Annotated in this window: 20 protein-coding genes; 15 read left to right on the top strand and 5 right to left on the bottom strand. The window is 64.2% G+C overall.

The genetic code is table 11. From position 1 onward, the window contains the following. Positions 1-36 precede the first annotated feature (36 nt). Positions 37-1323, top strand: a complete 1287-nt coding sequence (locus tag J4D28_RS19800; protein ID WP_016704655.1) for an arsenic transporter — start codon at positions 37-39, stop codon at positions 1321-1323. Positions 1324-1484: 161 nt separating this feature from the next. On the opposite strand, the gene J4D28_RS19795 is transcribed toward J4D28_RS19800, so the two are convergent. Then, on the bottom strand, positions 1485-2435 hold the full coding sequence (locus tag J4D28_RS19795) for a DUF1853 family protein (protein WP_028682270.1): 951 nt from the start codon (positions 2433-2435) through the stop codon (positions 1485-1487). A 105-nt stretch (positions 2436-2540) separates the two neighbouring features. On the opposite strand from J4D28_RS19795, the gene J4D28_RS19790 reads away from it, so the two are divergent. Genes J4D28_RS19790 through pepN form a run of 6 tightly spaced genes read left to right on the top strand, consistent with a single transcriptional unit; the run spans position 2541 to position 9045 of the window. Beyond that, the gene (locus J4D28_RS19790; protein WP_007920913.1) at positions 2541-3431 is read left to right on the top strand and encodes an NAD(+) kinase; all 891 of its coding nucleotides are present in this window, start codon (positions 2541-2543) and stop codon (positions 3429-3431) included. Further along, entirely contained in the window at positions 3428-4402 is a 975-nt protein-coding gene (locus J4D28_RS19785) for a metallophosphoesterase (RefSeq protein WP_371920928.1), read from the top strand. The genes J4D28_RS19790 and J4D28_RS19785 overlap by 4 nt, the downstream gene beginning before the upstream one ends. After that, positions 4399-5271: a rhomboid family intramembrane serine protease gene (locus J4D28_RS19780; protein ID WP_103330968.1), complete on the top strand. Its 873-nt coding sequence runs from the start codon at positions 4399-4401 to the stop codon at positions 5269-5271. The genes J4D28_RS19785 and J4D28_RS19780 overlap by 4 nt, the downstream gene beginning before the upstream one ends. A gap of 15 nt (positions 5272-5286) precedes the next feature. Continuing rightward, positions 5287-5547: a YeaC family protein gene (locus J4D28_RS19775; RefSeq protein WP_007920905.1), complete on the top strand. Its 261-nt coding sequence runs from the start codon at positions 5287-5289 to the stop codon at positions 5545-5547. Beyond that, the gene (locus J4D28_RS19770) at positions 5544-6374 is read left to right on the top strand and encodes a DUF2797 domain-containing protein (RefSeq protein WP_009048721.1); all 831 of its coding nucleotides are present in this window, start codon (positions 5544-5546) and stop codon (positions 6372-6374) included. The genes J4D28_RS19775 and J4D28_RS19770 overlap by 4 nt, the downstream gene beginning before the upstream one ends. Positions 6375-6387: 13 nt before the next feature. Continuing rightward, a complete protein-coding gene (gene pepN, locus J4D28_RS19765) occupies positions 6388-9045 on the top strand; it encodes an aminopeptidase N (RefSeq protein WP_103330969.1) in 2658 nt (885 codons plus the stop codon). A gap of 28 nt (positions 9046-9073) precedes the next feature. On the opposite strand, the gene J4D28_RS19760 is transcribed toward pepN, so the two are convergent. Continuing rightward, positions 9074-10726, bottom strand: a complete 1653-nt coding sequence (locus tag J4D28_RS19760; protein WP_038632067.1) for a SulP family inorganic anion transporter — start codon at positions 10724-10726, stop codon at positions 9074-9076. 387 nt (positions 10727-11113) lie between these two features. Here J4D28_RS19760 and J4D28_RS19755 point away from each other — a divergent pair, with 387 nt between their 5' ends. From J4D28_RS19755 to J4D28_RS19725, 8 genes are all read left to right on the top strand, one after another. Further along, complete coding sequence (locus tag J4D28_RS19755) at positions 11114-12163, top strand: YCF48-related protein (protein ID WP_053268911.1); 1050 nt, start codon at positions 11114-11116, stop codon at positions 12161-12163. 47 nt (positions 12164-12210) lie between these two features. Next, positions 12211-14586, top strand: coding sequence for an RND family transporter (locus tag J4D28_RS19750; RefSeq protein ID WP_028682268.1), 2376 nt, complete (start codon positions 12211-12213; stop codon positions 14584-14586). A 278-nt stretch (positions 14587-14864) separates the two neighbouring features. After that, a complete protein-coding gene (locus tag J4D28_RS19745) occupies positions 14865-15158 on the top strand; it encodes a DUF5629 family protein (RefSeq protein ID WP_016704661.1) in 294 nt (97 codons plus the stop codon). Beyond that, a complete protein-coding gene (locus J4D28_RS19740; RefSeq protein WP_009048726.1) occupies positions 15145-16317 on the top strand; it encodes a lactonase family protein in 1173 nt (390 codons plus the stop codon). The genes J4D28_RS19745 and J4D28_RS19740 overlap by 14 nt, the downstream gene beginning before the upstream one ends. 167 nt (positions 16318-16484) lie before the next feature. Then, a complete protein-coding gene (locus tag J4D28_RS19735; protein WP_007923220.1) occupies positions 16485-16664 on the top strand; it encodes a hypothetical protein in 180 nt (59 codons plus the stop codon). A gap of 212 nt (positions 16665-16876) precedes the next feature. Then, positions 16877-17002: a hypothetical protein gene (locus tag J4D28_RS30470; protein ID WP_256587583.1), complete on the top strand. Its 126-nt coding sequence runs from the start codon at positions 16877-16879 to the stop codon at positions 17000-17002. A 115-nt stretch (positions 17003-17117) separates the two neighbouring features. Beyond that, on the top strand, positions 17118-17324 hold the full coding sequence (locus tag J4D28_RS19730) for a hypothetical protein (RefSeq protein WP_009048729.1): 207 nt from the start codon (positions 17118-17120) through the stop codon (positions 17322-17324). Then, positions 17321-17578 carry a hypothetical protein gene (locus tag J4D28_RS19725; protein WP_038632071.1) on the top strand — a complete coding sequence of 86 codons (258 nt, stop codon included), beginning with the start codon at positions 17321-17323 and terminating at the stop codon, positions 17576-17578. The genes J4D28_RS19730 and J4D28_RS19725 overlap by 4 nt, the downstream gene beginning before the upstream one ends. Positions 17579-17721: 143 nt before the next feature. Here J4D28_RS19725 and J4D28_RS19720 read toward each other — a convergent pair whose 3' ends face one another. Genes J4D28_RS19720 through J4D28_RS19710 form a run of 3 tightly spaced genes read right to left on the bottom strand, consistent with a single transcriptional unit; the run spans position 17722 to position 23200 of the window. Beyond that, positions 17722-18321 (bottom strand): glutathione S-transferase, encoded by a 600-nt coding sequence (locus J4D28_RS19720; RefSeq protein WP_038632073.1) that lies wholly within the window; start codon positions 18319-18321, stop codon positions 17722-17724. Then, positions 18318-21959 carry an AAA family ATPase gene (locus J4D28_RS19715; RefSeq protein ID WP_103330970.1) on the bottom strand — a complete coding sequence of 1214 codons (3642 nt, stop codon included), beginning with the start codon at positions 21957-21959 and terminating at the stop codon, positions 18318-18320. Before J4D28_RS19715 ends, J4D28_RS19720 begins: the two co-directional genes overlap by 4 nt. Beyond that, a complete protein-coding gene (locus J4D28_RS19710) occupies positions 21956-23200 on the bottom strand; it encodes an exonuclease SbcCD subunit D C-terminal domain-containing protein (RefSeq protein ID WP_038632077.1) in 1245 nt (414 codons plus the stop codon). Before J4D28_RS19710 ends, J4D28_RS19715 begins: the two co-directional genes overlap by 4 nt. Positions 23201-23235 lie beyond the last annotated feature (35 nt).

Here is a 23235-nt window from a genome sequence, read left to right as displayed (position 1 = left end):
CATCCACCTCACTTTTCCTGTTCAAGGCTGCCCGGCATGCTGACTGCTTCATTGATTTTCCTGCTGACCATTACCCTGGTGATCTGGCAGCCCAAGGGCCTCGGCGTGGGCTGGAGCGCGGTGTTCGGCGCGGTGCTGGCGTTGCTGTTCGGGGTGGTACAACTGACGGACATTCCGGTGGTCTGGCAGATCATCTGGAACGCCACCGGCACCTTCGTGGCCTTGATCATCATCAGCCTGCTGCTCGACGAGGCCGGGTTTTTCGCCTGGGCGGCCTTGCATGTGGCGCGCTGGGGGCAGGGCAGCGGGCGCAAGCTGTTTGCCTTCATGGTGCTACTGGGGGCGCTGGTGTCGGCGCTGTTCGCCAACGACGGGGCGGCGCTGATTCTCACGCCGATCGTAATCTCCATGCTGCTGGCGTTGCGCTTCTCCCGGGCGGCGACCCTGGCGTTCGTCATGGGCGCCGGGTTCATCGCCGATACCGCGAGCCTGCCGCTGGTGGTGTCGAACCTGGTGAACATCGTTTCCGCGGACTTCTTCAATATCGGCTTCAACCAGTACGCCGCAGTGATGCTGCCGGTGAACCTGGTCAGCGTGGCCGCGACCCTGGCGGTGCTGCTGTGGTTCTTCCGCCGCGACATTCCGCAGGCCTACAACCCCGAGGAACTGGAGCCGCCCGCCAGCGCGATCCACGACAAGGCCACCTTTGTCGCCGGCTGGTGGGTGCTGGTCATCCTGCTGCTGGGCTGTTTTGCCCTGGAGCCGCTGGGCATTCCCATCAGCGCGATTTCGGCGGTGTGCGCGGCCTTGCTGCTGGGCATCGCGGCCAAGGGCCACAAGATTTCGACGCGCAAGGTGCTCAAGGAAGCGCCGTGGCAGATCGTGATTTTCTCCCTCGGCATGTACCTGGTTGTGTACGGCCTGCGTAATGCCGGGCTGACCACCCACTTGGCCGGCTGGCTCGACCGCTTCGCCGACTACGGCATCTGGGGCGCGGCCATGGGCACCGGGCTGCTGACCGCGGTCCTGTCATCGATCATGAACAACCTGCCGACGGTGCTGATCGGCGCGCTGTCCATCGACGCCAGCCAGGCCAGCGGCGTGATCAAGGACGCGATGATCTACGCCAACGTGATCGGCAGCGACCTGGGGCCGAAGATCACTCCGATCGGCAGCCTGGCCACCTTGCTCTGGCTGCACGTGCTGGATCGCAAGGACATCCATATCGGCTGGGGCCGCTACTTCAAGGTCGGCATCGTGCTGACCCTGCCGGTGCTGCTGGTGACCCTGGCGGCGCTGGCCCTGCGCTTGTCGGTGACGTGAGGGGCAGGTTCGTATTCGTCGAAAACCCGCATCCACCACGTAACCTGTAGGAGCGAGCTTGCTCGCGAAGTGTCGTATCTGGCACCCCGCGTTGCCCCTATCGCGAGCAAGCTCGCTCCTACAGGTTCGGTGTTTGGCGCAGTTGAAGGAGTTATAGAAGCTCAACTCGCCCCCGGCACATTCGGCCAGAGGTCCGCCACCAGGAACAGGCGTTCGGCTTCCTCCCAGTCGCCGGCGCGGTTTTCCGTGAGGCGCACCAGCAGTTGCGCCGGGGCGTGCGGGTCGAGTTCCTCCAGCCAGGCTTGCAGCTGTGGGGCGCTCCAGGTTTGTTCCGCCGGGTAGGACGCGGGCGCCAGCCAGGCCTGGCGTGGCAAGGGTTGCCAGCGCCCGGGCGGGCTTTGCGCGATAAAGGCTGGCCAGTCGCGCTGGTGCAGCCAACGCCCGCGCAGGTGCTGCGGGTGGGCGCCGCGGGGCGGTTGCGTGGTGCCGGGCCAGGGGTAGAGCAGGTAGCCGCCGAGCCACAGGTGGGCGCTGAAGTCCTGGATATCCATGGCCGCCAGCACTTCCAGGCTGTCGGCGCGGGCGGAGATCGGCAACTGGTGTTCGTTCAGGTGCGCCAGCTTGCGGTCCAGGCGATCGTGGCAGCCGGGGCCCAGCCACAACGCGGTGTTCGTGCCGTTGCCATGTTGCGGGCCGAGGTAGAGCTTGATCGCCAGTTCCAGATGGTGAATGCCGTCGCGATCGCGCAGCAGCATGTCCAGTTCGCCCAGGGTGTGGCCGGCGCGACGGATCGGCAGGTTGGCCGCCAGCAGCTCGACGCCGGGCGCGTGCTGTACGGCAAATTGCCACAGGCGTTCGTAGTACAGCCCCAGGCGTTTGGTCGGCCCGAGGGCCAGCCAGCGGCGCAGGGCGCGGCCGTCCTGGTCCAACTGATGCAGCCAGTGCGCCAGCAGCTGCGGCGCCTGCACCCAGTCGCTGCCGGCCAGTGGATGGCGCTGCGGCCAGGGCGTCTGGTCGAGCATCGGCGGCGCGAGGATGACCCAGGCCAGGTCGCGCACTTCGGGGTGGCGCAACTGGCGGGGGAGGTCGAGCAAGCCGGGAAACAGGATCATTCTGCGAGCATAGCGCCTAACGTCGAGGCTGAAAGGATTTTGTCTATGGCCGGCTTTCGCCCATAATCTCTGCTTTGCCCGTCCCAGAACCCCTGCAGGAGCCCCATGGAGCAATTTCGCAATATCGGCATTATCGGTCGCCTGGGCAGTTCGCAGGTGCTGGACACAGTTCGCCGACTGAAAAAGTTTCTGCTCGCCCGCCACCTGCATGTGATCCTCGAAGACACCATCGCCGAAGTGCTGCCCGGCCACGGCCTGCAGACCTCCTCGCGCAAGCTGCTCGGCGAAGTCTGCGACATGGTGATCGTGGTCGGCGGCGACGGTAGCCTGCTGGGCGCAGCCCGCGCCCTGGCGCGCCACAACATTCCGGTGCTGGGGATCAACCGCGGCAGCCTGGGCTTCCTCACCGACATTCGTCCGGACGAGCTGGAAGTCAAGGTCGCCGAAGTCCTCGACGGCCATTACCTGGTGGAAAACCGCTTCCTGCTGCAGGCCGAAGTGCGGCGCCACGCCGAAGCCATCGGCCAGGGCGACGCACTGAACGATGTGGTGCTGCACCCGGGCAAGTCGACGCGGATGATCGAGTTCGAGATCTACATCGACGGCCAGTTCGTCTGCAGCCAGAAGGCCGACGGCCTGATCGTCGCCACGCCGACCGGCTCCACCGCCTACGCCTTGTCCGCCGGCGGGCCGATCATGCATCCCAAGCTCGACGCCATTGTGATTGTGCCGATGTACCCCCATACCTTGTCGGGAAGGCCGATCGTGGTCGATGGCAACAGCGAGCTGAAAATCGTCGTGTCCAAGGATATGCAGATCTACCCGCAGGTTTCCTGCGACGGGCAGAACCATTTCACCTGTGCCCCCGGTGACACCATCACTGTCAGCAAGAAGGCGCAGAAACTGCGCCTGATCCATCCGCTGGACCACAACTATTACGAGGTCTGCCGGACCAAGCTCGGCTGGGGCAGCCGACTGGGTGGTGGAGGCGACTGATGCTCGATCCCGCGCGAAGTTATGACCTGATCGGTGATGTGCACGGTTGCGCCCTGACCCTCGAACACCTGCTGGACAAGCTCGGTTATCGCAAGCAGGGCGGCGTCTGGCGGCATCCGTCGCGCATGGCGGTGTTCCTCGGCGACATCATCGACCGCGGCCCACGGATCCGCGAAGCCTTGCACATCGTCCACGACATGGTCGAGGCCGGCCAGGCGCTGTGCGTCATGGGTAACCATGAGTTCAACGCCCTGGGCTGGGTCACCCCGGCAGCGCCCGGCGGCGGCAGGCATTTCGTGCGCGAACACACGCCGCGCCATGCCCGGCTGATCAATGAGACCCTGGCGCAATTCGAGCAGTACCCCAAGGACTGGCACGATTTCCTCGACTGGTTCTACCAGATGCCGCTGTTCATCGACGCCGGGCGTTTTCGCGTGGTGCATGCCTGCTGGGACGCCGGCCTGATCGAACCGCTGCGGGCGCAATACCCCGACGGCTGCATCGACGAGCACTTCCTCCAGGCCTCGGCGGTACCCGGCAGCTTCGCCAATAACGTGTTCGACCGCCTGCTGCGCGGCACCGACATGCGCCTGCCCCATGGCCTGACCATGACCAGCGGCGATGGCCTGACCCGTTCGTTCTTCCGCACCAAGTTCTGGGAAGACGACCCGCAGACCTACGGCGACATCGTGTTCCAGCCCGATGCGCTGCCCGAACCGGTGGCCCGCACGCCGCTGTCCTCGGCGGAGAAAAACAACCTGCTGCGCTACGGCGTCGATGAGCCGTTGCTGTTCGTCGGCCATTACTGGCGCAGCGGCAAACCGGCGCCGATTCGCTCGAACCTGGCCTGCCTGGATTACAGCGCGGTGCTCTACGGCAAGCTGGTGGCTTATCGCCTGGACCAGGAAACCCGCCTGGACCCGGACAAATTCGTCTGGGTCTATGTCGAGCGGCCGGAGGAGCAGCAATGAGTGCGGTTGCGGTATTGCGTCTGCCGTTGAATGTGGACCTGAGTGGCTTCGTCAAACTGTTGCAGCGCATGCAGGTGCCGCACCGGGTCAGCGAGGAAGCGGGGGAGCAGGTGCTCTGGGTGCCGGACGCCATCAGCGAGGACGTGCGTTCGTTGTACGAGCGTTTTCCGGCGGGCGATCCCGAGCAGCAACTGGACATCCCCGAGGCCGGCGCCGCCCTGCGGCGTCCGGGGTTCGTCGAGCAACTGCGGCGTAGCCCGGCTACTGCGCTGATCCTGCTGCTGAGCCTGATTGTTGCCGCCTTGACTTTGCTCGGCGATAACCTTGGCACCCTGCGCTGGCTGACCTTCCTCGAATTCCGCGTGGTCGGCGACTACATCCAGTTCACGCCCCTGGCCGACAGCCTGGCGGCGGGGCAGTGGTGGCGCCTGGTCACGCCGATGCTGATCCACTTCGGCTTCCTGCACATCGCCATGAACGGCATGTGGTACTGGGAGCTGGGGCGGCGCATCGAACAGCGCCAGGGCAGCATCAACCTGCTGGGCCTGACGTTGCTGTTCAGCCTGGTGTCGAACTACGCGCAATACCTGTTCAGCGGGCCGAGCCTGTTCGGCGGCCTGTCCGGCGTGCTCTACGGCCTGCTCGGGCATTGCTGGATCTATCAGTTGCTGTCGCCCAACCCGGCCTATCGCCTGCCTCGCGGAGTCCTGGCGATGATGCTGGTGTGGTTGCTGATCTGTATGTCGGGGCTGATCTCGGTGATCGGCTTCGGTGAAATCGCCAACGCCGCCCACGTCGGCGGGTTGCTCGTCGGATGCCTCACAGGTTTGTTGGGCGGCTTGTACAGCCGCCGTAAACTGGCCGTCTAATGCTGGAGACCGCTTATGTCGTCGTTTGTTGAAATGATTGAAAACATCACCCCGGACATCTACCAGAGCCTGAAACTGGCGGTAGAGATCGGCAAATGGTCCGATGGCCGCAAGCTCACCGCCGAGCAGCGCGAGTTGTCCCTGCAGGCAATGATCGCCTGGGAAATGCAGAACCTGCCCGAAGAGCAGCGCACCGGCTACATGGGCCCGCAAGAATGTGCGTCGAAGTCGATCGAAGTACCGAACATCCTGTTCAAGTCGGATGCCATCCATTGATCGAAATTGGCCGTGGCTCCATCAGTAAAATGTCGGCGCGCCTGGACGGGGCGGATGTCCAGTACGCCTTTCGTCTTGGCGACACCGAGGTGCCGGTCAATCCATTGATCGGCAGCACCGTGCGCCTGGAATACCTGGGGGCGATCCACTGCACCCATTGCGGGCGCAAGACCAAGACCAGCTTCAGTCAGGGTTACTGCTACCCGTGCATGACCAAGCTGGCCCAGTGCGATGTCTGCATCATGAGCCCGGAACGCTGCCACTACGACGCCGGCACCTGCCGCGAGCCGTCCTGGGGCGAGCAGTTCTGCATGACCGACCACGTGGTGTACCTGGCCAATTCGTCGGGGATCAAGGTCGGCATTACCCGCGCCACCCAGCTGCCCACCCGCTGGCTCGACCAGGGCGCCAGCCAGGCGTTGCCGATCATGCGTGTGGCGACCCGCCAGCAGTCCGGTTTCGTCGAGGACCTGTTCCGCACCCAGGTGGCCGACAAGACCAACTGGCGCGCCTTGCTCAAGGGCGACGCCGAGGCGGTGGACCTGGCGCAGGTGCGCGACCAGCTGTTCGCCTCCTGCGCCGAGGGCCTGCGCGCCTTGCAGGAACGCTTCGGCCTGCAGGCGATCCAACCGGTCAGCGATGTCGAGCCGATTGAGATCCGCTACCCGGTCGAGCAGTACCCGGCCAAGATCGTCAGCTTCAACCTGGACAAGAACCCGATTGCCGAAGGCACGCTGCTGGGGATCAAGGGCCAATACCTGATCTTCGATACCGGCGTGATCAATATTCGTAAATACACGGCCTACCAGCTCGCCGTGCATCAGTAGAAGGATTCGACGCATGCGCACCGAACAACCGAAGATGATTTACCTGAAGGACTATCAGGCGCCCGAGTACCTGATCGACGAAACACACCTGACCTTCGAGTTGTTCGAGGACCACAGCCTGGTCCATGCGCAACTGGTGATGCGCCGCAACCCAGTGCATGGCGGTGGCCTGCCGCCGCTGGTGCTCGACGGCCAGCAGCTGGAACTGCTGTCGGTGTCCCTGGGCGACCGCGAGCTGACGGCCGCGGATTACCAGCTGAATGCCAACCACCTGACCCTGCAGCCGACCAGCGAATCCTTCACAGTCGACACCAGCGTCAAGATCCACCCGGAAAGCAACACCGCCCTGGAAGGCCTGTACAAGTCCAGCGGCATGTTCTGCACCCAGTGCGAGGCCGAGGGCTTTCGCAAGATCACGTACTACCTCGACCGCCCGGACGTGATGAGCAAGTTCACCACCACAGTGGTCGCCGAGCAGCACAGCTATCCGGTGCTGTTGTCCAACGGCAACCCGATCGCCAGTGGGCCGGGCGAAGACGGCCGGCACTGGGCGACCTGGGAAGACCCGTTCATGAAACCGGCCTACCTGTTCGCCCTGGTGGCGGGCGATCTGTGGTGTGTCGAGGACAGCTTCACCACCATGAACCAGCGCGAGGTCGCGCTGCGCATCTACGTCGAGCCGGAAAACATCGACAAGTGCCAGCACGCCATGACCAGCCTGAAGAAGTCCATGCGCTGGGATGAACAGACCTATGGCCGTGAGTACGACCTGGACATCTTCATGATCGTCGCGGTCAACGACTTCAACATGGGCGCCATGGAAAACAAGGGCCTCAACATCTTCAACTCCAGCGCCGTGCTGGCCCGCGCCGAGACCGCCACCGACGCCGCGCACCAGCGGGTCGAGGCGATCGTCGCCCACGAATACTTCCACAACTGGTCGGGCAACCGCGTGACCTGCCGCGACTGGTTCCAGCTGTCGCTCAAGGAAGGCTTCACGGTATTCCGCGATGCCGGTTTCTCCTCGGACATGAACTCGCGCACGGTCAAGCGCATCCAGGACGTGGCCTACCTGCGCACCCACCAGTTCGCCGAAGACGCCGGCCCCATGGCTCACGCCGTGCGCCCGGAAAGTTTTATCGAGATCTCCAACTTCTACACCCTGACCGTGTACGAGAAGGGCTCGGAAGTGGTCGGCATGATCCGCACCCTGGTGGGCGCCGAAGGCTTCCGCAAGGGCAGCGACCTGTACTTCGAGCGCCACGACGGCCAGGCCGTGACCTGCGACGATTTCGTCAAGGCCATGGAAGACGCCAACGGCATCGACCTCGCCCAGTTCAAGCGCTGGTACAGCCAGGCCGGCACCCCGCGCCTGGCGGTCAGCGAAGCCTATGACGCGGCGGCGAAGACCTACAGCCTGACCTTCCGCCAGAGCTGCCCGCAAACCCCGGACAAGGTGGAAAAGCTGCCGTTCGTGATTCCGGTCGAGCTGGGCCTGCTGGACGCCAAGGGCGCGGCCATTGCCCTGCGCCTGGCCGGCGAAGCCGCCGCGCAAGGCACTTCGCGGGTGATCTCGGTGACCGAGGCCGAGCAGACCTTCACCTTCGTCGACATCGCCGAACAGCCGCTGCCGTCCTTGCTGCGCGGCTTCTCGGCGCCGGTGAAGCTGAGCTTCCCGTACAACCGCGACCAGCTGATGTTCCTCATGCAGCACGACAGCGACGGCTTCAACCGTTGGGACGCCGGCCAGCAACTGGCGGTGCAGGTGCTGCAAGACCTGATTGCCCAGCACCAGCAGGGCCAGGCACTGGTGCTGGACCAGCGTCTGGTCACCGCGCTGGCGACGCTGCTGGCCGATGACAGCCTGGACCAGGCCATGGTCGCGGAAATGCTCTCGCTGCCGGGCGAGGCCTACCTGACCGAGATCAGCGAAGTGGCGGATGTCGAGGCCATTCATGCGGCGCGCGAGTTCGCTCGCCAGCAATTGGCCGATAGCCTGTTCGACGCGCTGTGGAAGCGTTACCAGGCCAATCGCGAGGTCTCCAGGAGCACCGACTATGTCGCCGAGTCCGCGCACTTCGCCCGTCGCGCCCTGCAAAACATCGCGCTGTCGTACCTGATGCTCACCGAGAAGCCGCAAGTGCTGGCGGCGGCCATCGAGCAGTTCGACGCCGCCGACAACATGACCGAGCGCCTGACAGCGCTGGCGGTGCTGGTCAACTCGCCGTTCGAGGCCGAGAAGGCCAAGGCCCTGGCGGTGTTCGCCGAGCACTTCAAGGACAATGCCCTGGTCATGGACCAGTGGTTCAGCGTCCAGGCCGGCAGCACGCTGCCGGGCGGGCTGGAGCGGGTCAAGGCGCTGATGCAGCACCCGGCGTTCAACATCAAGAACCCGAACAAGGTGCGCGCCCTGATCGGCGCCTTCGCCGGCCAGAACCTGACCAACTTCCACGCCGCGGACGGCTCCGGCTACCGTTTCCTGGCCGACCTGGTGATCCAGCTCAACGGCTTCAACCCGCAGATCGCCTCGCGGCAACTGGCGCCGCTGACCCGCTGGCGCAAATACGACAGCGCCCGCCAGGCGCTGATGAAAGGCGAGCTGGAACGCATCCGCGCCTCCGGCGAGCTGTCCAGCGATGTGTTCGAAGTGGTCAGCAAAAGCCTGGCCTGACCCTTGTAGGAGCGGCCGGTCGACGCTCCTACAGGGGAGTGGAGCTGTCCGGCTCGCTCTGCAAGGCGTCAGGCAGATCCCGGTGATAGTTCTGCGCGCCGATGGCGTGCAGGATGCCGACCCGTTCAAGCTTGGTGTGGACCTTGAGGTTGGCTTCGCACAGCTTCACCACAATCCCGCGCTTGTGCAGTTGGCCTATCACTTCCTCCAGCATCTGCAAGCCCGTGATGTCCATGAAAGGCACGTGTCTCAGGCGAATGATCAGCACCTGCGGGTCGCTGTGGGTCTGCGCCAGCGCGCGCTCGAAAGTCTCCGCGGCACCGAAGAACAGCGGCCCCTCGATGGTGTAGATCAGCACGCCCGGTGGCAGATGCAATTGGCCGTTGCCGTGCAGCTCGTGTTGCAGGTCCTGCTCCACCACCTGTTGCACCTCCACCGAGGAGGCCATGCGCCGCAGGAAGTGCAGCATCGCCAGGATCACCCCGATATTCACCGCGATCACCAGATCGCTGAACACCGTGAGGACAAAGGTAGCCAGCAGAATCGCCACGTCCGCCCGGGGCGCCCGTTGCACCATGCGCTTGAAGTGGTGCAGTTCGCTCATGTTGTAGGCCACCACGAACAGGATCGCCGCCAGGGCGCACAGCGGGATATTGGCCGCCAGTGGCGCGAGAAACAGGATGATCAGCACCAGGACCAGCGCGTGGATGATGCCCGCCAGCGGGCTGCTGCCGCCGTTGCGGATATTGGTTGCGGTGCGGGCAATCGCGCCGGTGGCGGCGAATCCGCCGAACAGCGGGGTGGCCAGGTTGGCGATGCCCTGGCCGATCAGTTCCTGGTTGGAGTCGTGGCGGGTGCCGGCCATGCCGTCGGCCACCACCGCCGACAACAGCGACTCGATGGCGCCGAGCATGGCGATGGCGAAGGCCGGACCGATCAGGTCCAGCACTCGCGGCAGGCTGATTTCAGGCAGCTGCAACGCCGGCAACCCCTGGGGAATACCGCCGAAGGCGCTGCCGATGGTGGCCACGCCGTCGAACTGGAACAGGGACTGCAGGGCCGTGGCCAGGGTCATGGCGACCAGGGGCGCCGGCAGGCGTTTGAGCTGCGCGATCCTCGGCACGCCCCACAACAGCGCCAGGCTGAGCAGGGCCAGCAAGGTGGTGGCCAGGTGCAGGTCGGGCAGGGCTTGCAGCAGGTGCCAGAGCTTCTGGTGGAAGTACTCGCCGCCGACGGCGGGCAGGCCGAAGAAGTCCTTCCACTGGCTGACCCAGATGATCACCCCGATCCCGGCGGTAAAGCCGAGTATCACCGGGTCCGGGATGAACTTGATCAGCGCCCCGAGGCGACTGATGCCCAGCAGGAACAGGATGATCCCGGCCATCATGGTCGCCAGTTGCAGGCCGTCGACCCCGTACTTGGCAGTGACCCCGGCCAGAATCACGATAAAGGCCCCGGTGGGACCGGCGATCTGCAAGCGGCTGCCGCCGAACAGCGACACCAGCAGGCCGCCGACGATGGCGGTGTAGATCCCCTGTTCGGGCTTGACCCCGGAGGCGATGGCGAAGGCCATGGCCAGGGGCAGCGCCACCACGCCGACAATCACCCCGGACACCAGGTTGCGGGCCCAGTGCGCGCGTCCCAGCAATCCGGCTTTCCACGCCTCGCGTATGGCAATCATGGCTCACTCCCGACATCCGACTCGCAGATCACGCTGCTCATCATAGCCAAAGCCAGGAGGCGCGGCCCATGGCCTGAGTCAGTCTTTGCGCGGCTATCGGCTGCAGCCACTGGGATCGAGGAGTGCAGTCCGCGGCGTTGGTGTTCTTGCCTCAGCTACGCTTCGTACACCACCCCCAGTATCGACTGAGCAGTCAGGTTCCAGGCTGGGGCGATGGTTAACAAAAGATAACGTGGCGTCGATTGTCAGACGTTTCGAAAGCCCGATAGGATAGGTCAGCTTCCGAAGGGGCTCTAGATTGCAGGTTTCAGGACATTGTCCTAACCGCCCCGAACGGCGCCCTGTAAAGGTTGAACGACCTAACAATAATAAATGGGGGAGAGGTCTATGAGTGAGCCTGTCATGGGTGTGAGTTCCTGCCGCCCGCCGGCCTTGCGCAGATTTGCGTTGCTGGCTACAGCGCTCTCGCTGTTGGGGGTCGCCCTGTTGTCGGCCCCGGTCCAGGCCGCCGCGTCCGCGGCGGACACTGTCTATTCCACCGAATCGGCCAAGGCCAGCAAGGGCCTGATGCTCGATGTCGTGCATGCCGGTCCGCGCCTGGTCGCCGTCGGCGATCGCGGGCACATTCTCTATTCCGACGATCAGGGCCAGACCTGGACCCAGGCCAAGGTGCCGACCCGGCAGCTGCTGACCGCGGTGTATTTCGTCGATGCCAAGCACGGTTGGGCCGTCGGCCACGATGCCCAGGTGCTCGCCAGCGAAGACGGTGGCCTGACCTGGACCAAGCAATTCGAAGACCTCAAGCGTGAAGCACCGCTGCTGGACGTGTGGTTCCAGGACACCAGCAACGGCTTTGCCGTGGGCGCCTACGGCGCGCTGCTGGCCACCACCGACGGCGGTAAAACCTGGGAAGACGCCAGCGACCGCCTGGACAACGAAGACCAGTACCACCTCAACGCCATCGCTGCGGTGAAGGATTCCGGCCTGTTCATCGTCGGCGAGCAGGGCAGCATGTTCCGCTCCGCCGACTGGGGACAAACCTGGGAACGCCTCGAAGGCCCTTATGAAGGTTCGTTCTTCGGCGTGATCGGCACCGCCCAGCCCGCCACGCTGCTGGCCTACGGCCTGCGCGGCAACCTCTATCGCTCCACCGACTTCGGCAGCACCTGGGAGCAGGTCGAACTCAAGGCCGCCCGCGGCAGCCTGGAGTTCGGCCTGTCCGGCGCCACGCTGCTGGACGACGGTTCGCTGGTGATCGTCGGCAACGGCGGCAGCGTGGTGCGCAGCACCGACAACGGCGTGACCTTCAGCGTCTACAACCGTCCGGACCGGATCTCCCTGGCAGCGGTGACGGCAGCCGGCAATGGCAACCTGATTCTGGCGGGGCAGGGCGGTGTGCGCTCGACCTCGTCGAATGGCGCCGATCTCGGAAAATAATCAGGGCAAGCAAGCCGGGCCAATAATAAGAAGGCGGGAACACTTCCATGAGCAGTCATCAAACCGACAAGGCGACGTTTCTCGAGCGTCTGATTTTCAACAACCGCCCGGCAGTGATCGTCATCTGCCTGCTGGTCAGCGTTTTCCTGTTCTGGCAGGCCACGCTGATCAAGCCGTCCACCAGCTTCGAAAAAATGATCCCGCTCGAGCATCCCTTCATCGAGAAGATGATGGAGCATCGCAACGACCTGGCGAACCTGGGCAACACCGTGCGCATCTCGGTGGAGGCCAAGGACGGTGACATCTTCACCAAGGACTACATGGAGACACTGCGGCAGATCCACGACGAGGTGTTCTACATCTCCGGCGTCGACCGCTCGGGCCTCAAGTCGCTGTGGAGCCCCAGCGTGCGCTGGACCGAGGTGACGGAGGAAGGCTTCGCCGGCGGCGAAGTGATCCCGCAGAGCTACAACGGCTCGGCCGACAGCCTCGATCTGCTGCGCAACAACGTGCTCAAGTCGGGCCAGGTCGGGCGCCTGGTGGCCAACGACTTCAAGTCGAGCATCGTCGACATTCCGCTGCTGGAGTCCTACCCGGACCCGCAGGACCAGGGCAAGCTGCTGGCCCTGGACTACCAGAAGTTCTCCCATGAGCTTGAAGAAAAGATCCGCGACAAGTTCGAGGCGCAGAACCCCAATGTGAAGATCCACATCGTCGGTTTCGCCAAGAAGGTCGGCGACCTGATCGACGGCCTGATCATGGTGGTGATGTTCTTCGGCGTCGCCTTCCTGATCACCCTGGTGCTGCTGTACTGGTTCACCTGGTGCATCCGCAGCACCATCGCCGTGCTCATCACCACCCTGGTGGCGGTGGTCTGGCAACTGGGCCTGATGCACGCCGTGGGCTTCGGCCTCGACCCCTATTCGATGCTGGTGCCGTTCCTGATCTTCGCCATCGGCATTTCCCACGGCGTGCAGAAAATCAACGGTATCGCCCTGCAATCCAGCGGTGCCGACAACGCCCTGACCGCGGCCCGGCGTACCTTCCGCCAGCTGTTCCTGCCGGGGATGATCGCGATCCTCGCCGACGCCGTGGGCTTCATCACCCTGCTGATCATCGACATCGGGGTGATTCGCGAGCTGGCCATCGGCGCGTCCATCGGCGTGGCGGTGATCGTATTCACCAACCTGATCCTGCTGCCGGTGGCGATTTCCTATGTCGGCATCAGCAAGCGCGCAATCGAGCGCAGCAAGAGGGACGCTACCCGCGAGCATCCGTTCTGGCGCCTGCTGTCGAACTTCGCCAGCCCGAAAGTCGCCCCGGTGTCGATCTTCCTGGCCCTGCTGGCCTTCGGTGGCGGCCTCTGGTACAGCCAGAACCTGAAGATCGGCGACCTCGACCAGGGCGCGCCGGAGCTGCGTCCGGACTCGCGCTACAACAAGGACAACAACTTCATCATCAACAACTATTCCACCAGTTCCGACGTGCTGGTGGTGATGGTCAAGACCGCCTCCGAAGGCTGCTCGCGCTACGAAGCCATGGCGCCGATCGATGAGCTGATGTGGAAGATGCAGAACACCGAGGGCGTGCAATCGGCGATTTCCCTGGTGACCGTGTCCAAGCAGATGATCAAGGGCATGAACGAGGGCAACCTGAAATGGGAAACCCTGTCGCGCAACCCGGATGTGCTGAACAACTCCATCGCCCGTGCCGATGGCCTGTACAACAACAATTGCTCGCTGGCGCCGGTGCTGATCTTCCTCAACGACCACAAGGCCGAGACCCTCGACCGCGCGGTGCATGCGGTGCAGGAGTTCGCCAAGGAACACAACAAGGACGGCCTGGAGTTCCTGCTGGCGGCGGGTAACGCCGGGATCGAGGCGGCCACCAACGAAGTGATCAAGCGCTCGGAACTGACCATCCTGGTACTGGTGTACATCTGCGTGGCGGTGATGTGCATGATCACCTTCCGCTCCTGGGCGGCGACCCTGTGCATCGTGTTGCCGCTGGTGCTGACCTCGGTGCTGGGCAACGCGCTGATGGCGTTCATGGGCATCGGCGTCAAGGTCGCGACCTTGCCGGTGGTGGCGCTCGGGGTGGGGATCGGCGTGGACTACGGGATCTACATCTACAGCCGCCTGGAAAGTTTCCTGCGTGCCGGCCTGCCGTTGCAGGAGGCCTACTACCAGACCCTGAAATCCACCGGCAAGGCGGTGCTGTTCACTGGCCTGTGCCTGGCCATCGGCGTCGCCACCTGGATCTTCTCGGCCATCAAGTTCCAGGCCGACATGGGCCTGATGCTGACCTTCATGCTCCTGTGGAACATGTTCGGCGCGTTGTGGCTGCTGCCGGCGCTGGCGCGATTCCTGATCAAGCCGGAAAAACTGGCGGGGCAGAAGGGCCACTCGCTGTTCGCCCACTAATCCCCTAAGCTCCAAGCAAAACCGCGACCCAGGTCGCGGTTTTTTATTGCCCGGCCAGACACCACCGGCCCCTGTAGCCGCTGCCGAGCCCGCGAGGCTGCGATCGACCGGCACGCTCGCAGCGGTGTTCCTGGTGCAGGAGGGCCTTCGGCCCTGGCGCAGCTGCGCCAGCGGCTACAGAATTTGTAGCAATGGTTCGTGCGAACTTTGCAATGCCACTACAGCCGCGCCGCGCCGGACCCGCTATCATGGCCGCTTTCCATTGCTGACTGACGACTATGACTGCCGCTACAGACACTTTGCTGACTGCCCTCCAAGCCTGCGACATGCTGGAAATCGACGGGCTGCATGCCTTCGACTTCACCCTTGACGACCAACAGCTGCTGATCGAATGCATGGACGGCCGTGCGGCCAAGCGCTGGAGTTTCAGCCTGGCCCAGGTCAACGCCGCGACCTTCGACGACACCCTGCAAAGCTGGACCATCGTCGGCGACTCCGGTGAGCACCGCCTGGTGTGCATGAGTGCTTTCAGTGCCCGTAACGATGAGGAGGATGAACATGAGGATGCGTAACTTCTGGCCACTGCTGATGGCTGGCAGTATCGGCGCCATGGCCGTGCAGGCCGCGCCGGTCGAGACCCAGGAACTGCTGGTCGGTTCCTACACCCAGGGCCAGAGCGAAGGCATCTACCGCCTCAAGTTCGACGGTCGCACCGGCAAGATCGAGGCCAAGCCGCTGCAGGTGGTCAAGAGCGCCAACCCGTCCTGGCTGACCCTGTCCAAGGACCAGAAGCAGCTGTTCGTGGTCAATGAGAACGGGCCTGGGCAAGCCGACCCGATCGGCCGGGTCAGCAGCTTCAGCATCGAAGCCAAGAGCCGCAAGCTGAACCCGATCAACCAGGTGCAGAGCCTGGGCAACGAGCCGACGCACTCGAGCCTGAGCGGCGATGGTCGCTACCTGTTCGTCAGCAACTACTCGGTGGTTGCGGATCCGGGCGGCAGCCTCGCGGTGTTGCCGGTCGGTACCGATGGCAAGCTGTCGCCGGTGGTCCAGCTCAGCAGCCACCCAGGCAGCCGGGTCAACCCCGAGCGCCAGGTGGCGGCCCACGTGCATTCGGTGGTGTCGTCGCCGGACGGCCAGTTCGTGTTCGCCAGCGACCTGGGCGCGGACAAGGTCTTCGTCTACCGCTACGACCCCAAGGCCAACGCCGAACGCCCACTGACCGCGGCCGAGCCGGCGTTCGTCGAGCTGCCGCCGGGCAGCGGCCCGCGCCACCTGCTGTTCAGCGCCGATGGCAAGCACGCCTACCTGACCCTGGAAATGAGCGCCCAGGTGGCGGTGTTCGACTACCAGGACGGCAAGCTGACCCAGAAGCAGATCCTCGACTTGACCAGCGGCGGCAAGGACAAGAAGGCGGCGGGTGCGCTGCATGCTTCCAAGGACGGCAAGTACCTGTACGTGAGCAACCGCGGCACGGCCAATCAGTTGCTGGTGTTCGCCATCGACGAAGCCACCGGCCAGCTCAAGGAGATCCAGCGGCGTTCGGTGGAGGGCGATCACCCGCGTGAGTTCAGCCTCGATCCGAGCAACAAGTACGTGCTGATCGGCAACCAGAAGAGCAACGAAATCGTGGTGATCGAGCGCGACGCCAAGACCGGTTTCCTCGGCAAGACCGTGCAGAAACTGCCGTTCGATTCACCCAGCGATATCAAATTCCTGGTGCGTCAATAGGCCGCAGGCCCCGGTTGACGGGGCCTGCGCCTTTCTATTAATGACGCTGATATCTGCTACTGCTGGAAAAAATTTCAACCCGCCAACCCTCGGGCGTAGTTTTGCTTCACGGCCCGGCGCATCAAGGCTTCCGGGCAAACAAGCCGACTGCATACGAGGGTTACCCAATGAACTTCAATCTCTTCTCCGTGATCGCCGCTTCCGCCATCTCCGCTACCGTGGCCCTGCCAGCCAGCGCCAACGTGGAAATCAGCGAGAAAAAATCCGCGACCAACACCTACACCCAGAAATACCTGCAACAGAGCGCCAACTTCTACGCCGCGCTGGATCACAAGATCCAACACTGAAATTCCCCGCACCGCCCAGGTATGCAGGAGCGAAGTCACTGGCTTCCCTGAATGGACTCGTTCATCCGGTGGATCAGCAGTGATGTCGCTCCTGCATTACCTGTATGCGACGTTTTCCCCCATGCCAGGCAAATTAGCTTGGTAATGTCATATCGCCATATGTTTAAATTTGACGCTAATTAATTGACTCCTCCTTTCCAAGGATCGACAGCATGGCGATGCGTCTGGCAGTGGTTCTTCTGTTCCTCTATTCCACCCCGATTCTCTCGGCTGCCCAGCCCATTGAAGGCGAGCCGGAAACCTCCCGCGAGCGAATGCTGACCCTGCTTGAGGATTGATTGGCCGCGGACCAACGATCAATCCAACTGATGGTGACTATGCACCGAGGTTGTTTCTGCGGCGGGCGTTTTTAACGGATTCTGTGGGCACTGAAACATGCCCACGGAGACCACCATGGCCCACTCGATCCTCACCTCTGCCAAGCGCGGCGCCTATGTCGCCATTGGCCTGTACCTGGCCATGGTCCTCCTGGTCAGCCTCTCGGCCCAGACCCCGTCGACGGTGCAACCGCCGATCCAGGTCGCTTACCCGGCCATCCAGTTCGAACACCGCGCGCAAGCCGCCGAACAGGTTCCTGATGCGGGAGTGGCGCTGCTATGAAAGGACGCAGGTTCTGGGTCATTGCCGTCCTGGCGTTCATGACCAATGGCGCTTCCTTGCTGGGGATCGGGCAGGGCTCGGCGGGCTCGCTGGCCCGGGCCATCGAATGCAATCACAACATCGCCCACAACATTGAAACCGCCAAGGCCCAGGGCCTGCTGGCCGGCAACCCGCCAGCCAAACCCAGGGCCGCGTTCTTCGGCCCGTTCAGCGTCGATTGCTCGGCGTTGCAGATGTGCAGTGTGCTGAGTTGAACGCAACACAGTCTTCTGTAGGAGCTGCCGGTCGACGCTCGATTGCTCGCGATCGCTGCGCAGCAGCGCTCTATCCATCGCATCGCGTTATCGTTGCGGATTTATCGCGAGCAAGCTTCGCTCCTACATAACAGGTGTCAGGCTCAGGCCTTGGCCATGACCGCGACAAACAGCTCCGACTCCAGGAACCGCTGCAACCAGCGCTGCAAATGCCGGTAAGGCGTCTGCGCAAACCACTCGCGATCGACATGGGCGAACTGCCGCACGAAAGGCGCCAGGGCCATGTCCGCCAGGCTCGGGTGATCTGCCAGCAGGTAATCGTGCTGGCTCAACAGTTCATCCAGCTGCCGTAGAAATACTTCCCCCTGACTGCGGTAATGCTCCATCGGCTGTTCGGGGTAACGCTCGGCGTATTTGTAGCGATTGAGGTGCAGCTTGAACACTTGGTCGTTTTCCGCGATCAGCGCCTCGATCCGTTGCTGCGCCGGCCCATCGTCCTTCAGCAGCCAATCCTGCGGATCGTGCTGGGCCAGGGCCCAGCGCATGATGTCCAGGCTTTCGTCGATCACCCGTCCGTCAGCGTTGAGCACCGGCACCGTGCCCTTGGGCGACAGCGCCAGCATCTCGGCCGGCTTGGCCTTGAGGTTGACCTCGACTATCTCCAGCGGCACTCCGCTGTAGCGCAGCGCGAGGCGGGCGCGCATGGCGTAGGGGCAGCGGCGGAACGAATACAAAGTATTCATTTCACCTCCAGGGTGCTCAGGCCATTGCCTTGGCGCCGTACCTGGATCTGCACCGGAATCCGCTCGTGCATTTCCTGCACATGGGAAATCACCGCCACCTTGCGGCCCTGGGCCTGCAAGCCGTCGAGGGCGTCCATCGCCAGTTGCAGGGATTCCGGATCGAGGCTGCCGAAGCCTTCGTCGATAAACAGCGACTCGATCTTCAGCGTGCTGGAGGCCATGGACGCCAGGCCCAGGGCCAGCGCCAGGGACACCAGGAAGGTCTCGCCGCCGGACAGGGAGTGCACCGAGCGCAGCTCATCGCCCATTTCCGTGTCCATCACCAGCAGGCCGAGCATGCTGCCGCCGCGCTTGAGGCGATAGCGCCGCACCAGCTGGCGCAGTTGCGCGTTGGCGTGATGCACCAGCAGATCGAGGTTGTAGGCCTGGGCGATCTTGCGGAAGGTGTCGCCGCTGGCCGAGCCGATCAAGGCATTGAGCCGCGCCCAGCGTTGCCATTCGGCGTAGGCCTGGGCGATCTGCTCGCCCAGCGCCTGGTTGGCGTCTTGCCGGCGCTGGTCCTCGGTCTGCTGGGCGCGCAGTTCGGCGCTCAGCTGTTCGCTGGCGGCCAGCTGGCTGTGCAGTTCACTCAGGGCGCTGGCCAGTTGTTCGGCGTCGAGCTGGCCGTCGTGCTGGGCCTGATGGCTGTGCAGGCGTTGCTCGCGTTCGGTGACCAGGACCTTGGCCTGTTCCACCGCCTTTTCGCGCTCTTGCAGTTGTTGGCGCAACGCGGCGACCTGCTGGTCGTCGAGGCTGAGCAACTGTTCCAGGCCGCCGTCGTCCAGCTCCGGGTGCTGCTGGCGCCAGTCGGCGATCTTGCTGCCCAGCGCCTGCTGTTCGGCTTCCAGGGCCAGCAGGCGTTCCTCCTTGCCTTGCAGTTCCGCGCCCAGTTGCACCAGCAGGCTGCGGACCTCCTGCAACTGCTGGTTGGCCTGCACATCGGCGGCGCGCGCCTGTTCCACGGCCTGTTCCAGATGCTGCTGCCACTGCTCGGCACTGGCGTGTTCGCCCAGCAGTTGCGCGAGCTTGTTGCGGGCGGCCTGCTGTTGCTCGGCCAGGGTATTGAACTGCTCCTGGGCGGCTTGCAGTTGCTGCACGCGGGTCTGCTGGCGGTCCTGTTCCTTGTCCAGGGCCAGCTGGCGCTGTTGTTGTTCCTGCTGTTCTTCCTTCTGCTGGTCGAGCTGTTCCAGGCGCTGCATGACCTGCTGGTCGATCTGCATAAAGGTCGCGGCCGGGTCGCTGCGCAGGGCTTCGAGGGTATCGGCCGGCAGCAGGGTGGCGAAGGCCGACAGCTCTTCCTCCAGGCGCTGGCGATCCGCGCCCAGCTGCTGTTGCTGCTGGGTCAGCTGTTGCGTGGCTTCCTGGCTGGCCTCGACCGCCGCTTGCAGTTGCTGTTGCAGGCGCCCGGCATCCTTTTGCAGTTTCAGCAGGGCGCCTTGGCGCTGTTCGTCCTGCTGGATGCTTTGGTTCAGCTGGCTCAGTTGCTGGTTCAGCCAGGCGTCGCGCTTGCCGGCGTCCTGGTCGAGCAGCGCCGCCGACAGCGGATGGGCTTCGATACTCGGCGCCAGGGCCTGCTGCTGGCTTGCCAGTTGCTCCTGTTGCTGGAGGAATTCCTTTTGCTGGGCGATCAGGCCGCCGACCTGGCTGCGCAGTTCGGCGAGCTTTTCCTTGAGTTCATCCACCGCCTTGCGCGCGTTGGCTTCTTCGCTTTCGTCGTGGCGACCCAGGCTCTGCAACAGCGCCTCGGGCTGATGGTAGGGGTGCTCGTGGCTGCCGCAGACCGGGCAGGGCTGGTCGTCCTGCAACTGCTCGCGCAGCTCTTCGACACTGGCGCTACGCGCCAGGCGCTGGCGTTCCAGCAGTTGCTGGGTCACCGTCAGGGTCTGTTCGGCGATCGTCAGTTCGGCCTTGCTCTGCAAGCCGATCCGGTTCAGTTCTTCGCGCTGGCGTGCGGCGGTCTGCAGCTTGTCCGCCAGTTCCGCGCCGCGCTTGTCCAGTTCCTGCTGGCTGGCCCACAGCCGCGCCAGTTCTTCGAAGGCGCGCTGTTGCTTGCGGTTGTCCTGCAGCAGGTCGCTGAGGATCTGCAACTGTTCGGCCACCGCATGGGGCTCGGCGCCGGCCTCGCTGTACAGCACTTGCAGCTCATCGCGTTGTGCGGCCAACTGCTGCGCCGCGCTGGCGGCCCGTTGTTGCAGGCCGGGCAGTTCTTCCTGGCCCTTGTTCAGCCGGTTGCCAGCCAGCATCAGCTGTTGCAGGCGATCGCGGTAGGCATTCCAAGCATCGCTCAGCGGCGCCAGATGGGTGCTGTGTTCCAGCTGTTCGGCAATCCGCTGCAGGCGTTCGCCCACCAGGCGCTGCTGTTCGAGCATGGCCTGGGTCGCCTGCTGGCCTTGTTCGCTGGCCTGTTGCAGTTTGTCCTTGAGCTCGCCGGCTTCGCCGCAGGTCTTGCCCAGGTGGGCGAGGGTGCTTTGCTCGGCAAAGGCCTCGCGCAGCAGCGGGGCGCCGGCGCTTTGCTGTTCCTGGGCGGCGAGCAACGCGGCCTGGGCCGTGCTCAGTTGTTGCTCCAGTTCGCCCTGGCGTTTTTGCTCTGCGCCTTGTTGCTGGCGCTGTTGCCGGATCTGCTCGCGCAGCGGCGTCAGTTGCTGGTTCAGTTCCACCTGCCGGGCGAACTGATGGCGTTGCGGCGCCAGCTGTTCCAGGCGGGTCAGCCTGGTCCGCTCGCTGCCCAGGCCTTCCCAGGTCGTTTGCGCCTGTTGCAGTTGCTCGGCGGCGCTCCGCTGCTGGTCCTGCAGCTGCTGCAGTTCCTTGAGCCAGGCGTGTTGCAGCTCCAGTTGCTTGAGCTGCGCCTGCTGGGCCTTGAGCTGCTGCTGGGCGGCGTCGAAGCGCTGGTCCAGCTCGGCGCGGGCCTCGGGCTCCAGCGGGGTGATGCCGCTGGCCTGGGCCTTGAGGGTCTTGTGCTGTTCCTCGGCTTCCTTGCTCTTGCTGTAGGCGCGCCGCCCGAGCTGGCTGTAGATCGAGGTGTTGGTGAGCTTTTCCAGCAGCTCGCTGCGTTCCTTGTCGTCGGCCTTGAGGAAGGCGCTGAACTCGCTCTGGGCCAGCATCACCGCGCGGGTGAACTGCTCGAAGTTGAGCCCCAGCTTGGCTTCGATCAACTGCTCGTAGTCGCGCTTCTGGCTGGCCAGCAGTTGATTGCTGTCCAGGTCGTGCAGGCTCTGCTTGCTGGCCTGCAGCTTGCCGTTGGCCTTGTCCCGGGCGCGGTTGGTTTCCCAGCGGGCGCGGTAGCGATGGCCGTCGATGCCGACGAAGTCGACCTCGGCGTAACCGCTGCCGGTGCCACGGCGCAGCAGGGTGCGCGGGTCGCTGGTGAGCATTTCGCTGTCCACCTCCGGCACCTTGGTTTCGCGGCCGATATTGTTCAGCCGCGGCACCGCGCCGAACAGCGCCAGGCACAGCGCATCGAGCAGGGTGCTCTTGCCGGCGCCAGTGGGCCCGGTGATGGCGAACAGCCCGGCGCTGGCCAGGGGTTCGGCGCTGAAGTCGATTTCAAAGGGGCCGGCCAGGGAGGCCAGGTTCTTCAGGCGGATGGCAAGAATCTTCATGGCTGCTCCTCCTCGTGCTGCACTTCCTGGAGCAGTTGCGCGAAGTCCTTGAGGGTCTGTTCGTCCACCTCGCTGCCGTAGCTGTCCAGCCAGGCGCGGCTGAACAGGTCCTGCGGGCTGAGCTGGTCCAGCTCCACCAGTTGCGCGGCGCCGTCGTCGCCCTCGCGTCCACCATTGCCGGCGTATTCGGCGGCAATCCGCACCAGGCGCACGGCCTTGCCCTGCAGGGCGCTTTCCACTTGCTGGCGCAGGTCTGGTTGCGGCTCGTCCAGGCGCACCCGTACTTCCAGCCAGGGCTGGCGCTGCTCTTCGGCCAACAGGTCGATGTCCGGCAGTTCTTCCAGTTGCAGCAGGATCTCCGCCAGTGGCGCCGGGCCCAGGCGTTGCAGGTTGACCGCCCGCGGGATCAGCCGCGGCTCGACGCTGACCAGGGTTTCGCCGTCGAGCTGGATATCGAGGATCTGGTGCTGGTAGTCGATCTCCGAGAACGACAGCGGAATCGGCGAGCCGCTGTAGCGGATGCGTTCCTCGCCGTTGACCTTCTGCGGCTTGTGCAGATGCCCCAGGGCCACGTAGCTGATGCTCGGGCCGAACAGACTGGCGGGCAGGGCCTCGGCATTGCCGATGATCAGGCTGCGCTCGGAGTCTTCCGACACCGAACCGCCGGCCATGTGCGCGTGACTGATGGCGACCAGCGCCTGGCCTGGCTGACGTTTGGCGTTGGCCGCGGCGATCAGCCACTCATGCACCTGGCCGATACCGCGCAGGTAATCGTCGCCCAGGTGCGGGCCGGTGACTTCCGCCGGCCGCAGGAACGGCAGCGCCAGGCACCAGCCGGCAATCGCGCCGCTGGCATCGGGCAACGGCAGCAGCAGACGCTCGCTGTCCAGCTGCCCGTCGTCCAGCCACAGCACCCGGCCCAGGGCATGGGTGCGCAGACGCCGCATCAAGGGCGCCGGCAACTCGATGCGCGAACCGGAGTCATGGTTGCCGGCGATCATCACAATGGTCAGGCCGGGCTGCTGTTCATGGGCACTGACAATAAAGTCGTACAGCCGCTCCTGGGCTTTGACCGGCGGATTGACCGTGTCAAAGATATCGCCAGCGATCAGCAGTACGTCAGGGCTGTGCAGCGCCAGCTGGCGCAACAGCCATTCAAGAAAGCAAGCATGCTCGAAATCGCGTTCCTGGCCATGGAGGTTCTGCCCCAGGTGCCAGTCGGAGGTGTGAAACAGACGCAAGGCAAACTCCGCAAACAATCAGGTGAGCCGCAGGG

The sequence above is a fragment of the Pseudomonas sp. GW531-T4 genome (genome assembly GCF_017349615.1).
GTDB lineage: Bacteria > Pseudomonadota > Gammaproteobacteria > Pseudomonadales > Pseudomonadaceae > Aquipseudomonas > Aquipseudomonas chlororaphis_I.
Note: the sequence above shows the minus strand (reverse complement) of the source record. Positions and strands in the feature narration are given on the sequence as shown.